This is a genomic window from Microcystis aeruginosa NIES-4325 (assembly GCF_008974145.1).
Classification (GTDB): Bacteria; Cyanobacteriota; Cyanobacteriia; order Cyanobacteriales; family Microcystaceae; genus Microcystis; species Microcystis aeruginosa_G.
Map to the genome: position 1 here is coordinate 1 of NZ_BJKP01000024.1, position 14,550 is coordinate 14,550.

14 protein-coding genes are annotated in these 14,550 nt (G+C 42.7%); 7 read left to right on the top strand and 7 right to left on the bottom strand.

Going from position 1 to position 14,550, the window contains the following annotated elements; genetic code table 11:
• The 3 genes from MiAbW_RS13405 to MiAbW_RS13415 form a co-directional block, all read right to left on the bottom strand.
• Positions 1-408: transposase (locus tag MiAbW_RS13405; RefSeq protein WP_238707290.1), on the bottom strand; the 408-nt coding region annotated here is incomplete at its 3' end.
• Positions 409-697: 289 nt separating this feature from the next.
• Complete coding sequence (locus MiAbW_RS13410; RefSeq protein WP_151696515.1) at positions 698-1,429, bottom strand: sugar transferase; 732 nt, start codon at positions 1,427-1,429, stop codon at positions 698-700.
• Positions 1,430-1,895: 466 nt separating this feature from the next.
• The gene (locus MiAbW_RS13415; protein WP_151696516.1) at positions 1,896-2,690 is read right to left on the bottom strand and encodes an HpsJ family protein; all 795 of its coding nucleotides are present in this window, start codon (positions 2,688-2,690) and stop codon (positions 1,896-1,898) included.
• A 325-nt stretch (positions 2,691-3,015) separates the two neighbouring features.
• On the opposite strand from MiAbW_RS13415, the gene pgl reads away from it, so the two are divergent.
• Positions 3,016-3,738, top strand: coding sequence for a 6-phosphogluconolactonase (pgl, locus tag MiAbW_RS13420; RefSeq protein WP_151696555.1), 723 nt, complete (start codon positions 3,016-3,018; stop codon positions 3,736-3,738).
• Positions 3,739-3,865: 127 nt separating this feature from the next.
• Positions 3,866-4,492, top strand: a complete 627-nt coding sequence (locus tag MiAbW_RS13425) for an FHA domain-containing protein (RefSeq protein ID WP_151696517.1) — start codon at positions 3,866-3,868, stop codon at positions 4,490-4,492.
• 224 nt (positions 4,493-4,716) lie between these two features.
• Here the strand turns inward: MiAbW_RS13425 and MiAbW_RS13430 are convergent, their stop codons facing one another.
• Complete coding sequence (locus tag MiAbW_RS13430; protein WP_151696518.1) at positions 4,717-5,847, bottom strand: metallophosphoesterase family protein; 1,131 nt, start codon at positions 5,845-5,847, stop codon at positions 4,717-4,719.
• A 65-nt stretch (positions 5,848-5,912) separates the two neighbouring features.
• On the opposite strand from MiAbW_RS13430, the gene trmB reads away from it, so the two are divergent.
• Genes trmB through MiAbW_RS13445 form a run of 3 tightly spaced genes read left to right on the top strand, consistent with a single transcriptional unit; the run spans position 5,913 to position 8,011 of the window.
• On the top strand, positions 5,913-6,548 hold the full coding sequence (gene trmB, locus MiAbW_RS13435; RefSeq protein WP_151696519.1) for a tRNA (guanosine(46)-N7)-methyltransferase TrmB: 636 nt from the start codon (positions 5,913-5,915) through the stop codon (positions 6,546-6,548).
• Positions 6,549-6,582: 34 nt separating this feature from the next.
• Positions 6,583-7,191, top strand: a complete 609-nt coding sequence (locus MiAbW_RS13440; RefSeq protein WP_151696520.1) for a hypothetical protein — start codon at positions 6,583-6,585, stop codon at positions 7,189-7,191.
• 19 nt (positions 7,192-7,210) lie between these two features.
• Complete coding sequence (locus MiAbW_RS13445; protein WP_151696521.1) at positions 7,211-8,011, top strand: tetratricopeptide repeat protein; 801 nt, start codon at positions 7,211-7,213, stop codon at positions 8,009-8,011.
• A gap of 143 nt (positions 8,012-8,154) precedes the next feature.
• Here the strand turns inward: MiAbW_RS13445 and glgA are convergent, their stop codons facing one another.
• Complete coding sequence (gene glgA / locus MiAbW_RS13450; protein WP_151696522.1) at positions 8,155-9,633, bottom strand: glycogen synthase GlgA; 1,479 nt, start codon at positions 9,631-9,633, stop codon at positions 8,155-8,157.
• Positions 9,634-9,822: 189 nt separating this feature from the next.
• Positions 9,823-11,247: a D-alanyl-D-alanine carboxypeptidase/D-alanyl-D-alanine endopeptidase gene (gene dacB, locus MiAbW_RS13455; RefSeq protein WP_151696523.1), complete on the bottom strand. Its 1,425-nt coding sequence runs from the start codon at positions 11,245-11,247 to the stop codon at positions 9,823-9,825.
• A 174-nt stretch (positions 11,248-11,421) separates the two neighbouring features.
• Between dacB and gorA the strand changes: the two genes are divergently transcribed.
• A complete protein-coding gene (gene gorA, locus MiAbW_RS13460; RefSeq protein WP_151696524.1) occupies positions 11,422-12,774 on the top strand; it encodes a glutathione-disulfide reductase in 1,353 nt (450 codons plus the stop codon).
• 46 nt (positions 12,775-12,820) lie between these two features.
• On the opposite strand, the gene MiAbW_RS13465 is transcribed toward gorA, so the two are convergent.
• On the bottom strand, positions 12,821-13,606 hold the full coding sequence (locus MiAbW_RS13465; protein ID WP_151696525.1) for a slipin family protein: 786 nt from the start codon (positions 13,604-13,606) through the stop codon (positions 12,821-12,823).
• Between the two features lie 233 nt (positions 13,607-13,839).
• Here MiAbW_RS13465 and MiAbW_RS13470 point away from each other — a divergent pair, with 233 nt between their 5' ends.
• On the top strand, positions 13,840-14,325 hold the full coding sequence (locus tag MiAbW_RS13470) for an allophycocyanin subunit alpha-B (RefSeq protein WP_002745306.1): 486 nt from the start codon (positions 13,840-13,842) through the stop codon (positions 14,323-14,325).
• Positions 14,326-14,550: the final 225 nt, after the last annotated feature.

A 14,550-nucleotide genomic window follows, 5' to 3' on the forward strand; every position in this document is an offset into this window, starting at 1 on the left:
CCAGTGTACATAGCTGATATGTTGACACATAAAACTCTGTAAATAGCGCAATTTATCTAATAAGCTTTTGCCAAATACTTCTTCAATATCTATTAGCTGCAAAATTAAATAAGCGATGATACAGCTACAAATTTGTATGCAACTTCCTCTCTGGTTTTTTGTGATTAAACGGTCAAGCTTTAGCTGCATTTTTAAGAACTTCCAAACAAGTTCTATTTGCCATCTTTGTCGATACATTGCGGCAATTTCCTCATTACTTACCACCCCTTCTCCTTCTAAGGGTAAGTCCGTCGCTATCGGAAATTCACTTTTACTTTCTAGATCACAAAACCCAACGATTCTTACTTCTACTTCTCTTTTTTCTGCTCCTAGCTTGCTCTGACCGTTTTCCAGCATTTCTAGCTTCATATCATTTTTGGCTCTTCTCGACTTTGTGTGATAATTTTTGCTGATGAAATCGTGAAATGTTTACTGGGAAAGACTTTTAGGACTATTTTGTTAAATAAACTATCAGTATAGACCTCGTTTCCACACAGAAACCAGAAGAGCCCTCATTTGAGCGAACCGTGAGTAATTACTGTCATAATCTTTATCAAAAAAAGAGGAGAGAAAAGCAAGTTCTGCTTTTCTCTCCTCCAGTCTAGCAATTAATTACATTGAAACAGTAGTGAGTAATCTTTAATTACTATTCACTGCTTTAGTAAGCACCGTTATTTTTGGGAAAAACCACAACACCGATAGTTCTGAAGATTACCCATATATCAGTTAACCAGTTACGGGAATTAACGTAATACACATCCATCTGCACGCGCATGGGATAAGGGATGTCATTGCGTCCGGAAACTTGCCATAAACCAGTTAAACCAGGGCGAATAGTTAAAACTTTGTCGATGCGATTGCCATATTTCTGCAATTCTTCGGGAACTAAAGGCCGCGGACCGACGACGCTCATATCTCCCCGCAGGACGTTCCAGAATTGGGGAAACTCGTCTAAACTGGTTAGGCGGAGAAATTTGCCAATCCAAGTTATGCGAGGATCGTCCTTAAGCTTGAAATTATCCTCGAATTCCGCCCGCAGTTGGGGAGAGTCTTCCATCAGTCTCTCTAGTACCTTATCCGCATCCATCACCATAGTACGGAACTTAATACAGTTGAAATGCTGGAAGTTTTGACCGACGCGCTTCTGCACATAGAAGACCGGACCGGGGGAACTAATCGCGATCAATAAGGCTAAAATTAAATAAAGCGGCGAAAAGAAAATTAGCACCGATAGGGAGAAAACGATATCGAATAATCGTTTTGAGGTATCGCCGTCTAAAGCTATTAACCAAGATTTTTGATGCCGTCTACCAGAGACCGAAGGTTTGAACCCTCGCTTCATCAAAGCTTGTAGAGCCTTGACGGAGATAAGTTGGCTATTAGCAGTCATCTTACTCCTTCACATCACACACACCACACAGTACCCATGATAAAGCCTGAAGACTGAAAAAACAAGTCTTCAGGCCAATAACTGGCACTGGTCATTTTAGAGCCTTTGTACTGAAAAATCTCTCATTAGGGTTTGCGGCAAAAAGTTTGTTGGTGGGGTTAGGAGTCGGGAGTTAGAATTCTCCGAGTCAGTATTCTCCGAGTCAGGAGATTATTTTTATTTATTCTCCCCGCTCCCATCTCCCTTACCCCCCGCTCCCCCGCTCTCCTATACCTTTTAAACAGGATTTAGTATTAGAGGTTTAACAAATAAGAGGGCATCAGCAAATGATGCCCTGTGGCTGAATATTTAAGTAGTTAAAGATTCGAGCCTAAGGATGAAGTATGCTCTTGTGTGCGATCGTCTCCTGAATTCTGACTCCCGAAAACGAAAACTTTATACTTCATCATTAAGATAAATGCCCTACTTAGGCGGGGCGTTTTTTCATACTACCTAGTTCTCGAATTCCTAACCAACCGATCAAACTATAGCAAATCGATAGCAACATACTTTGAATACCAACTCTTAACCACTGTTTCAAAGCCTCTAAGTTAGCTTGACTTTCCGCCTGTGTTCGCCGATCTTGCAGCTGAGTTTGTAGCTGATTTTTGATCTCATCTAATTTCTGTTTAAACTCCTTCGGTTTTTTGGATAAATCCCGTAAATTAGTTAACTGTTCTCTTTGTTCACGGAGGGTCTGTAACTGTTCTGTGCTGATCGGTTGTCCTTGGAAACGGCCACTTTCAATCACTTGAGTTCTCTGAGATATCTGCTGTTCTAATAGTTGAGGATTTTGGGATAGAGTGTTTAACTGGACTAAAAAGGCTTGAATTTGTCCCTCCCCTTGGTCAACACCCTGTTGAATTTGAGTCAAAGCGTTGTTTTTAATCTGGTTGATATTATTGATATGAACAGGAATCATCAACAGAAAAACTAAGCCTAACAGGGTGGAAAAAATAAAGATCGGCCAACGCAATTCAAATTTGCGGGATTTTCTAGGAATGACATCTTTATTGTTAGCGTCAATCCAGTAAGCGATTAAAACGAGAACGATACCCAAGAGAGGAACAATTCCTCGATCGACAAAGGTGGTGACGAACCCTACCTGCCATTGGGATTGATTGAATCGATAGGGCAGCGGCAGGATAAACCCATCCAAAAGGAAGGAAAGAATGAAAACCAATCCCGTTAATTTCAGGGACAAAGAAGTAAAGCTGTTCATCGCTGTTTCTGTAATGGTATGTCAATGAATAGATTCATTAGTCTGTTTAAAAGTTCTCGCTGGGGATTTGCGGAAGGATTTTGCCGACAGAGGCAATTTGACAAACTGCTATTTCTAATTAACTCTCGCTCAACCTCCCGCTAAACCCTATGTTAAATCATTCTGCTTGTCAACCCCTTCCGAGAATCGACTCTAGAAATATTACCTCAATATGGTATCGCTAAACTTATCCCTGTCAAAGAATAAATTTTTCCCAAGCTCTCAGATGAGTCCTGAACGGTTAGCCTATAGTAGAGATAGCCCCCCTGAGTCGATCACAAAACCCATGCAGAAATTGGTGGAAGTTTTAGCCGATAAACAAGCTCTGATTGAGAAATCTCTGGCGCTGGTTCTGGAAAAAATCACAACCAGCCTCAACCAACAGGACTACTTTACGATCGCTCTGTCTGGCGGTAGTACCCCGAAACCTCTCTACGAGGCTTTATCCTCTCAACCCCTCGACTGGTCAAAAATTCACGTTTTCTGGGGAGATGAGCGCTACGTTAGTCCCGATCATCCTGACAGTAATCAACGCATGGCCCGGTTAGCATGGCTCGATCGCATACCGATCCCGGCCGCTAATATTCATTCTATGCCCACGGATGACCCCGATCCCCACCTGGCCGCCCAAAAATACGATGATCATCTCCGCCAATGGTTTGGAGTAAATTCGCCCGATTTTCCCGTTTTTGACTTGATTTTATTAGGAATGGGCGATGATGGTCATACAGCATCTCTCTTTCCCCACACGGCAGCTTTAACGGTCAGCGATCGCTGTATCACCGTCGGCGAGAAAGACGGCAATCCCCGCTTAACTTTTACTGTTCCCCTAATCAATCGGGCCCGTTGTGTGATCTTTATCGCTGCCGGGGAAAGTAAACGCCCCGCTTTACATGAGATTTTCTCTGCCCATGGTGATTCTTTCTCCTATCCTTCCCGTCTCATCCACCCCCCGTCCGGGGAATTATATTGGTTACTCGATGCGGCCGCTGGTTCCTCTTTTGTCTAGAGAATAGGGGAAATGGGGAAATGGGGAAATGGGGGAATGGGGGAATTTCAACTAAAACCCTAAAACCCCAAAACCCTAACACCCTAAAACCCAACCCCTGATCTGCTTTTTTACTTTTTCCTTAAAAATGATCGTTTGTCCTAATTGCGAACATATTAACCCCGATGAGGCCAGTCAATGCGAGGCCTGTTATACTCCCTTGCCGCGGACGTCTTTCTGTCCCAGTTGTGGGGCAACCATCCAAACTGATGCCACCTTTTGCGGTCAGTGTGGCTACAATTTACAGCCTAATTCCGTTCCCATGGTGGCAGCCGAGGCCGAATCAGAACCTGAACCCCTCTCACCGGTCTCCACAGCTACCGTCGCCTCGATCGCACCTCCTCCTATTGCTTCTCCACCGGTTCCAGCTGCCACCCGCTTACAGACGGAAATGGCTAGTCTCCAGCACCTGCAAACCGATAGCAAAATTGAATTACCCCTACATCTATCGGTAATTCATGTCGGCAAACCTAATGATCGCATTCCCCCCGATATCGATGTTTCCGGTTTTCCCGATTCTGATATCGTCTCCCGGGTTCATGCCGATATCCGCGTCGAAGGGGGCATCTATTACCTCGAAGACAGCGGTAGCGCTAACGGAACCTACGTTAATCACAATCCCCTACCCCCTGGCAATCGTCATCGTCTCCGGGCTGGCGATCGTATTTGCCTCGGTAAAGGGGACAAAATGACTTTTATTTTCAAAATGTTGTGAACTACTCTCAAGGTCGTTGAGAGCTTCCTATAGTCATTTCAATTAAGATTGAGAATATCAATGCCAGAGTTCATAAGGATTCAACCGGTCTAGATTGTATCAGACTTATCTGAAATGACTATATTTAGCGGAAGAAACTATCAGTATAGACCTCGTTGCCACACGGAAACCAGAAAAGCCAAAGCCCCTTCCCATCGCTAAAAGCGAGGGACTTCGGCTGACATTCAGTTAATTGTTTGTTGGTTTGATCGCTGATAACTGAACTGATGCTGGAAACTAATTACGGCTTGATTGTCGATAAAATGAGGATTACCGAGATGATCAATGGCACTGAAAGCGTAAAAATAACGGCGTACTAGGGGCGGAAAATCGCTAAAATCAAAGATTGTGTCACCTTTGGCTACATCTGCCCAAAAATTTCGTAATTTCGGGGCTAATTCCTCCGCTAGACTCACGGGAAGATTGAGAGGATGGCAGGTTAACAAACGCATCATAAAAGGATAAGAGCGATCGCCTAACCATTGCCGAGAAATAGCGGGTAAATTCTCCCATCCGGGTATATTTTGCAGATGAAAGGATTCTATGGCTAATTCAACCGTGTTTTCGCGATATTCTAGCACCCGGTAGGGATGGGGATAACTGACGAGGGAACCGGTGGTAATTTCATAGATACCTCTAGTAAAAGCCAGATCCTGCACGTGGAGATGGCCAGTAATCAACAATTTTACGCCGTTTTCCTGTAGTATATCGAGCAGTTCTACCGCATTAGCCAACATATAGCGTTTACCTAATTCATGATTGCTTTGTCCGGGTAAATGCTCGATAACGTTATGATGGATCATCACTATAACTAGATCGTTTTTTAGCGCAGGTAAAGTCTGTTTTAACCAATGCAATTGTTCTGCATCTAAACTACCAATTTGTTTACCTTGGTCATCAAATTGATTAGAATTAAGACCGATTAATTGCACTCCGGGTAAAATTTCTTTTTGGTAGTATATTTGTTCGGGATGGCTGTAACCAAATTGTTGATAATAAAAGGGAAAATCTGCTAAACCGATCTGGTTTTCTGTTGCGGTTAAACTCAAAACATCATGATTACCCGGCACCACATAGACGGGAAAGGGTAAAGTAGCTAAACAATCGGCTAACCAACGATGATTTTCTGGTTCACCATCTTGGGTTAAATCGCCAGCAATCAGCAGAAAATCGAGGTTAAGGGTGATGAGATGGTCTAAAACAATTTTTAAAGCGGGAATACTCACTTCCACCAGATGAAAGCGATTAGAATGGTTCAAAATGGTTGTGGGTAAAGCGATATGAGGATCGCTGAGAATGGCGAAACGGAAATTCATCGCATTCAATTGGGCTAAATATCGGTAAACTAGATTGATCGAGGAGAAATGAGGAGAAAATATCTTTGGTTAAAGTTCGCGTTCGTCAGCACGTCAATCCCTTAAGTCATAAATATCGCCATCCGATCGTTCCCCCCGATTGGAATCAAGTTTATCAGTATCTGACGCAACCTCTCCATCTTGATATTGGTTGTGCGCGGGGTAAATTTTTGTTACAAATGGCCCAAGTATATCCAGAAATTAATTTTTTGGGGATTGAAATTCGTCAACCTTTGGTAATTGAAGCGAATCAGGAACGGGAAAGGTTAGGATTAAGAAATCTCGCTTTTGTTTTTGGCAATATGAATGTTGCCCCAGAAATTTTACTGCAATCTTTGCCCGCAGATAAGTTATCTTGGGTGTCGATTCAATTTCCCGATCCTTGGTTTAAACAGCGTCACAGTAAGCGTCGGGTTGTGCAGCCGGAATTAGTCATAGCTTTGGCTAAGTATATGGTATCTGGAGGCTGGGTTTTTTTGCAGTCGGATGTGGAATCGATCGCCATGGAAATGACGGAGAGATTTCAAGCACATCCCCATTTTGTTCGGCAACATCAAACCCCCTGGTTAGCGGAAAATATTTTCCCCGTAGCGACGGAGAGGGAAAAGTCCACTTATAATAAAGGTCAACCAGTTTATCGCTCGCTTTTTCGAGTTCGGTAGCTTTAGTTAAAATATCTTGGCACTGTCTCAAATCATGGTTAGAAATCTCGACTCACCCCTAATACTTGAGGACAATAATCGCCCCCCTGTCTCTCAATTGCTGGAATTTCTCTTAACCAAAGAAAAAAACAATAAAAAAACTAAAGAAAATCTTACTTTTGAGGCTTTAGTCGGTACTTGGCGATTATACTTTATCACGGGAACTCAAAAAGCTAAAAAGAGAGCGGGAATTGTTTTAGGGAAGGGTCGCTATCTACCCTCTTGGTTAAAAATTACCATCTTTTACCAAAGAAATGAGAGCTTAGAACCGGGAGAATTTATCTCTGGAAGCGTCAGTAATCAGATAGTTTTAGGGGCAGTAAAACTATGCGTAAGCGGTCCGGTTAAGTTTTTTCCTAAAACCCGTCTTCTCGCCTTTGATTTTACTAGGCTCAACCTAACCCTATTTAATCGCTCTCTCTATTCAGGTTTTATTAGAAATGGCCAGGCAAGTGAAGCGAATTTTTATCGAGAAAATATCAAAAAACAGGCATTTTTTGCCTATTTCCTGATCACAGAAACAATGATAGCAGCCCGGGGAAGAGGGGGAGGATTAGCCCTTTGGGTAAAAGAGATGAGTGGGACAAAACTAGCTGAAAAATAAGTTATTAGAGGAGAAATAGATGGGATATTCTATCGAGGTAGATGGGACAAATTTTGACAGTGAAGTGATCGAGAAATCCTATCTAAATACAGTGATTTTAGACTTTTATGCCCTGTGGTGTGGACCCTGTAAATTGGTAAAACCGATGCTGGAAAAACTGGCAAGTGAATATAATTTTATCCTAGCAAAAATAGATATAGATAAAAATCCCGAATTAGCCGAACAATACGATGTGGAAGGAGTTCCCGATGTGCGAATTGTCAGCAAGGGAGAAGTGTTACCCTGTTTTGTCGGTGCTTTGCCAGAAGAACAAATTAGAGACTTATTTTCCCGTCTCGATTTACAATCGGAATTAGAAACAGGATTAGCAGAAATACAAGAAGCGATCGCCCTCGATAATTTGCCCGCAGCTAAACAATTATTTGATCATCTTTTTCCTAAATATCCCAACGAACCGCGATTAATTATTATGGCGGTAAAATTTCTCATGCGCCTAGAAAAATGGTCTGATGCTTACCGATTAATCAGTGCTATTGAAGAAGAAAATCCTGTTATTAAAGGTTGGAAAACCCTCCTAGAATTTCAACAATTAAAACCAGAAAATAATCCCCTCGATCCGATATTTTTTACTGGGATTAATTTCGCTTTCAAAGAAGATTATGCCGCCGCTTTAGATAAACTGAGCAGCGTGGTAGAAGAAAGTAGAAAATATCGTCAGGATGGGGCAAGAAAAGCCATGTTAGCTATATTTCAGATTTTGGGGGTTAGTCATCCCCTTACCCAAGAATACCAAGCAAAGTTAACATTTCTGCTCTACTAGGTAGGGTTTACTGAAAAAGTTTGTTGGTGGGGTTAGGAGTCAGGAATCGCTCAAAACTCAAGCAATTACCCTGGAAACTTCAACAAATATATTCCTCGAATTTCTGTTGACAACCACCAGGGAATTGCTAGAGACAAGACAGCTTATTTATGGCGAATCATTTCATAGAGGGCAACGTATTCTTCTCCGGGGCGATTCCAAGAGTAATCGCATTCCATGCCTTGAATCGCTAATTTTTGGAATTCTTCTGGTTGAGTGTACCACAATTCTAATGCCCGAGACATGGCTGATTCGAGGGCATTATTATCGGGATCAAAAAAGACAAAACCATTGCGTTCTTCTGGTTTGTGATAGGTATCATAATCGCGATCAAAAACCGTATTAACTAAACCACCAACTCCCCGGACAATGGGAACAGTTCCATATTTTAAGCCGATTACTTGTGTCAGTCCGCAGGGTTCAAAATTACTGGGAACCACAATCATATCAGCACCCGCATAAATGAGGTGAGATAATTCCTCATTAAAGCCCAATTCAATATGAACATCAGGGTTATTATTGAGGTGATTTTTCTCGTGCCAGAACCAGTTATTAATTAACGATTCGGTGGCGGAACCTAGGAGGACAAATTGCGCCCCACGAGCTAAGGCATAATACATGGCATGGTGAACTAAATGTACGCCTTTTTGGTCATCTAAACGACCGACATAACAAATTAAGGGTTTTTCTGCTTCATCTCTTAACCAGAGTCTTTCTCGCAGTGCCTTTTTATTGCCTGCCTTCTCGGAGAAGCTATCAATACCGTAGGGTGCAGGAATAAATTTATCCACTTCTGGGTTCCAGATATTGTAATCTAAACCGTTGAGAATGCCGGTGAATTTGTGTTGATGCTGGTGAATTGTATGGCCTAAACCGTAACTAACATCGGTGTGGTGTGCTTCCCAAGCATGGTGGGGCGAGACGGTATTGAAATAGTTGGCAAAAACGATCCCACCTTTCATAAAATTAATCACAAAAGGATTGAAGTTATCGCGCATTCGGGCATAGCTAAAGTAGTAAGGATCGTTATTTAATCCTGTTGCCCAGAGAATTTCCGCACCACCAAATCCTTGATGTTTAAAGTTATGGATGGTGTAGAGAACGCGCTGATTGCCCATACCATGGTATTTATAAATTTCAAACAGTAAGGGCGGAATTAAACCAGTTTGCCAGTCGTGACAATGAATTATATCGGGACGTTTATTACTTCTGAGCAAAAATTCTAAAGCAGCTTTGCAGAAGAAAGCAAAACGCATATTATCGTCCTTACAACCGTAGTAAGTGCCGCGATTAAAGAAATTATCCCCCGAATTGGGTTGAATAAAGAAACACAAGCGCCCGTGTACCCAACCACAAAAAACGTTACAGTGAATTGCCCCACCATACCAAGGCACCCACAGGTCCCGATAAGCCTCGTGTAAGCCCCAAATTTGGTCGTAGCGCATACAATCATACATGGGTAGGATTAGCTCCACGCAATGACCGCGAATTTCCAATTCTCGACTCAATCCATATACCACATCCCCCAATCCCCCAGCTTTAATCACCGGGGCGCACTCAGAGGCAACCTGAACTATATACATATATCAATAACTCCCTCGATTAATCTACAGGTCAGCTAGAAGCAATTTTTACAAAAGTATACAGTCTTCTGTGATTAATTGACTCGATCGAATTAGTTGTGGGTTGGGGAGAGGGGTGTTGGGGTATTGGGGTAGTGGGGGAATTTAGCTGAAATTTCCCTATCTCCCTATCTCGGAGTCTCCTAAAGATTAACAGCGTTTTAACTGTCCTAGAAGCAAAATCACCTCATCGATGCCGTTTCTGAGGGTAGTGGCGGGTTTATCGCTGTTATTGACGGTTATGCTAAAGATTAGGGGTTGATTGTCGGCGGTTTCTAGATAACCGGCGAGAGCGATAACTCCGGTTAAAGTCCCGGTTTTTGCCTGTAATCGTCCTTCTAGGGGAGTCTGGCGAAATCTATTGGTTAAAGTGCCATCAATGCCGCCAATAGCTAAAGAACGACGATAATCAGGTTTTTCTGCCATTATTTGTAAAATTTGACCTAAAGTATTCGGTTTAATTAGGTTTTGTCGTGATAGCCCCGAACCGTCGCCGATTTTATAACCATCGCTGTTAATTCCCAGTTTTGTTAAAGTTTCTTGCAATCCCGAGACACCGCCGAGCATTTGTAGTAGGGTTTCCGCTAGTAAATTATCGCTATTTTTATTGACTTTTTCCACCAAATATGCTAGGGGTTCTGATTCTAAATTGGTGATTTCATCGCCGAGAATTTCTGAGCTAATTTCGGCGTTTTTAACGGTAATTCCCGCTTTTTCAAGGATATTACGCCAGCGATCGAGGAAATATTCTGAGGGTTGGGGAATAGCTAAATTAAAATCATCTTGACTATTGATCGCCAGAGAACCAGTGATAATCAGGCGATTATTGGCTAAATTGCCCTTAATTGCCAGATTATTCGGGCTTCCTTCCGCTGCGGTGCTGGTTTGATTCTCAATTAGCCATTGTTTAGCGGCAATGGGATCAGACCATTGTAAATCTAAGCTTTGCCCCAATTGTCGCGGTAAAAGCCTTAAAGTGACGGAATTTTCGTTTAAAACCAAACTAGAAGCACTAACTGCGTAGTCAAAAAAGACATCTTCCCATTCCCAAGTTTTTTGACTATCGGAGACGACAAAAGGACTAGCAACGACAATTAAGCGAGAAATTGAGTTAATTCCCCTTGCTTTTAACTTTTCTGCTAATTTTTCTAACTTTTCTGTGGTTATGGTTGCATCTCCCCTCCCGACTAAGGTTAAAGTCTCTAAATCGGGAGGGTTGCCTTGGGCTAAAATGGGGGTTTTCAGACGATAATCGCGGTTAAATTTGCTAAAAGCGGCGGCAGTGGTTAATAATTTCGCAGTAGAAGCGGGAGTAAAAAAGTTATTTTCGTGGAGACTATAGAGATTTTCCTGAGAATTGAGGGATTTTACTAAAATTCCCCAATAAGCGCCTTGATAATCGGGGCGGGCCAAAATGCGATCGATCCTGCTGGCTAAGTCTGCAGGACAGATAAACTGGGAAGGGGGGGAATTGTCTTGACTGATGGGGTTTGCGAGGGTGAGGGGATGGTTTACCCAGAGAAATAGGGAACAAGTCCCCAAGAGAAAAGATAATTTCGATCGGCGTGTTAGCATAGAATTAAATCTTGGCAGTAGTCAAATTGGCTCTAATTTAGCAGCATTAGTGACTATATTGTGCTATTTACTCGATAGATTCGATTAGGGATTGATCCGAGATATTCGCTCTCCTTTTTGCCCTGAAAGTTTTTTGATGCCGTCAAATTTCTATGTATTTGCGAGGATATTTTTATGAGTTATGATTTTGATTTATTCGTGATTGGTGGTGGTTCTGGGGGTATTGCCACCGCTAGACGGGCGGCCGAATACGGGGCAAAAGTGGGATTAGCAGAATACGATCGCTTGGGAGGAACCTGTGTTAATCGCGGTTGTATTCCTAAAAAATTAATGGTTTATTCTAGTCGTTTTCCGCAACTATTTAAGGATGCGGAAGGTTACGGTTGGAGTCCAGTAGAGAGTCAGTTAAATTGGCAAAAATTAATTAGCGCAGTCAATCAGGAAACTATTCGTTTAAATGGCATTTATCAAAAGATGCTCGATAATTCTCAAGTGACGATTTTTCCTAATTATGCCAAGTTTCTTGATACCCATACCCTAGAGGTGGGAGAGGAGAAAATTACTGCCGATAAAATTTTAATTGCTGTGGGGGGACATCCCGTTAAACCTGATATTCTGGGGATAGAACATACAGTAGTTTCTGATGCCATGTTTCAACTGCCAGAACAACCGAAAAGAATTATAGTTTTAGGGGCAGGATATATTGGGGTAGAATTTGCTGGTATTATGCACGGATTGGGGACAGAAGTGGTGCAGTTAATCCGTAAAGACAAGATTTTAAGAGGGTTTGATGAGGATATCCGCGATGAGATTCAAGCGGAAATGATCCGTCAGGGAATTAAAATTATGCCCGAAACTTTCCCCACTTCGATCGAGAAAACTGCTGAGGGTTTAAAAGTACATATTCAGGGTCAAGAAACCTCAGAAATCTTATTTGTTGATGCCCTAGGATTAGCCGCTACTGGAAGAATCCCTAAGCTGGAAAAATTGGGCTTAGAGAATGTCAATGTCGAGGTCAAAAATCGGGCAATTGTTGTCAACGAGTATAGCCAAACCAGTGAAGATAATATCTATGCCGTGGGCGATTGTACCGATAAAATTAATTTAACTCCCGTGGCGATTAATGAGGGGCGCGCTTTTGCCGATACAGTCTTTGGTAATAAACCCCGGTTAATGAGTTATGAAAACGTTCCTTCGGCAGTATTTTCTACTCCTGAAGCGGCGACGGTGGGATTAACAGAATTGCAAGCAAAAAAACAATATGGTGACACGGAGATTAAAGTTTATCGGTCTAAATTCCGCCCTGGTTACAATGTTTTACCAGGCCGAGAGGACAAAACTTTGATGAAATTAGTTGTCCATCAGGAAAGTGGCAAAATTCTTGGGGCGCACATGGTAGGAGATCACGCAGCCGAAATTATTCAAGGAGTAGCCATTGCCGTAAAAATGGGCGCGACAAAAGCCGATTTTGATGCCACTGTCGGCATTCACCCCAGCGCTGCCGAGGAATTCGTCACCATGCGTTAATTAGCAATTTTAGGTGTGTTAAACCAACCTAACACACCAGAGAAAATTAACCTTTTTGGCTATTGACAATTGAGCCATTTTGTGATGGTTTTTCGGTTAATTTTTGAGCAAGATTTAGGATATCGGAGGGAAGCATAATCACGGTACTGGTGTTATTTTCCGCTCCAATTTCCGTTAACATTTGTAGGCGGCGTAATTCCAAAGCGGCGGGATTTTCCATGATTAATCGGGAAGCTTCCGCTAATTTTAAGGAGGCTTCCTGTTCTGCGGCAGCTTTAATCAAACGGGCGCGTTTTTCTCGCAATGCTTCCGCTTCCTTGGCCATGGCCCGCTGCATACCGGTGGGAATTTCCACATCTTTCATCTCCACCCGTTCGATATCGATGCCCCAGGGTTCGCTAATTTCATCGACAATTTGTTGGACCGCGTGATTAATTTTGTCCCGTTTTTGCAAGACATCATCGAGATGATTTTGACCGACGACATTTCTTAAAGTGGTCATGGCCGCTTGATAAACAGCCGCGGGGTAGGATTCGACTTTATTAATCGCTTTGCCCGGATCGATAATGCGATAGTAGAGAACCGCATTAACCTTAATTGTGACATTATCGGCGGTGACAGTTTCTTGCGGGGCGATATCGACGGTTTTGGTGCGAATATCCACCTGCATTTTTTGGTCAACTAGGGGAATAATCCAGTACAGTCCAGGGCCTTTGGTGTCTTGATAACGCCCTAGGCGAAAGATAACACCACGCTGGTATTCTCGATCGATTTTAAAGCCATTTAACCCCAGAATGCCCGCTATCAACAGCAAGGGTGCTAAAAATTCCATATTAATTACCAGTTATCGGGTTCAAGTTAATCGGTGTGCGGTGACATCTCAATTACAATCTCCTCGCTCCTGATCACTAATACATTCATTCTAGAGAGTAACCGGGCTGTCGGGGAAACTCATAACGAAATATTACAGATTTTTAGGAATTGCCTAACCAGCAGGGATGACTCGACTTCCAGACCCCGACCTGAGATAAACTACAGAATGTTATCAGAATTTACCTTGATATTATGAGCGTAGTTAGCCAAGTCATCCTCAAAGCCGACGACGAACTCCGTTATCCTAGTAGTGGTGAACTACAGGGTATCGGGCAATTTTTAAAAACCGGTGAGCAGAGAATTCGCATTGCCGAGACTCTCGCTGAAAATGAGAAAAAAATCGTCGATCAGGCTCAAAAACAACTGTTCAAGAAACGTCCCGATTATAGAGCACCGGGGGGTAATGCCTACGGTCAGCGTCAATATAATCAATGCTTGCGCGATTATGGTTGGTATCTGCGTCTAGTTACCTATGGGGTATTAGCCGGAGATAAGGGGCCGATCGAACAAACCGGTCTGATCGGGGTCAAAGAGATGTATAACTCTCTTAATGTTCCCGTCCCCGGCATGGTGGAGGCGATTCGTTGTCTCAAAGAGGCCGCTTTAGGTCTTTTGACTCAAGAGGATGCTGTGGAAGCAGCCCCCTACTTCGACTTTATCATCCAGTATATGTCCTAAGCGATCGGGACAACTCCACGGGCCTGAAGTCTGAAAAGGGGCAATTTTCGTCTCTTTCAGAGTTCAGGCTTGACTTTTTTCAATGATAACAAGGGCCGAATCTAAAACCTAATTGATTAAGCTAAAAGCTTTGATGTACTTAGTTTCTAACCTTTTTTTAGGTAGGAGAATTGCCAGATTCTGTTTTGTGCCTCTTGCCTTTTGCCTTTTGCCTCTTGCCTTCAG

Coding starts and splice junctions, on each gene's coding strand:
- MiAbW_RS13410 (WP_151696515.1), bottom strand. CDS start 1,429: ATGACTGCTAATAGCCAACTTATCTCCGTCAAGGCTCTACAAGCTTTG.
- MiAbW_RS13415 (WP_151696516.1), bottom strand. CDS start 2,690: ATGAACAGCTTTACTTCTTTGTCCCTGAAATTAACGGGATTGGTTTTC.
- pgl (WP_151696555.1), top strand. CDS start 3,016: ATGCAGAAATTGGTGGAAGTTTTAGCCGATAAACAAGCTCTGATTGAG.
- MiAbW_RS13425 (WP_151696517.1), top strand. CDS start 3,866: ATGATCGTTTGTCCTAATTGCGAACATATTAACCCCGATGAGGCCAGT.
- MiAbW_RS13430 (WP_151696518.1), bottom strand. CDS start 5,847: ATGAATTTCCGTTTCGCCATTCTCAGCGATCCTCATATCGCTTTACCC.
- MiAbW_RS13440 (WP_151696520.1), top strand. CDS start 6,583: ATGGTTAGAAATCTCGACTCACCCCTAATACTTGAGGACAATAATCGC.
- MiAbW_RS13445 (WP_151696521.1), top strand. CDS start 7,211: ATGGGATATTCTATCGAGGTAGATGGGACAAATTTTGACAGTGAAGTG.
- glgA (WP_151696522.1), bottom strand. CDS start 9,633: ATGTATATAGTTCAGGTTGCCTCTGAGTGCGCCCCGGTGATTAAAGCT.
- dacB (WP_151696523.1), bottom strand. CDS start 11,247: ATGCTAACACGCCGATCGAAATTATCTTTTCTCTTGGGGACTTGTTCC.
- gorA (WP_151696524.1), top strand. CDS start 11,422: ATGAGTTATGATTTTGATTTATTCGTGATTGGTGGTGGTTCTGGGGGT.
- MiAbW_RS13465 (WP_151696525.1), bottom strand. CDS start 13,606: ATGGAATTTTTAGCACCCTTGCTGTTGATAGCGGGCATTCTGGGGTTA.
- MiAbW_RS13470 (WP_002745306.1), top strand. CDS start 13,840: ATGAGCGTAGTTAGCCAAGTCATCCTCAAAGCCGACGACGAACTCCGT.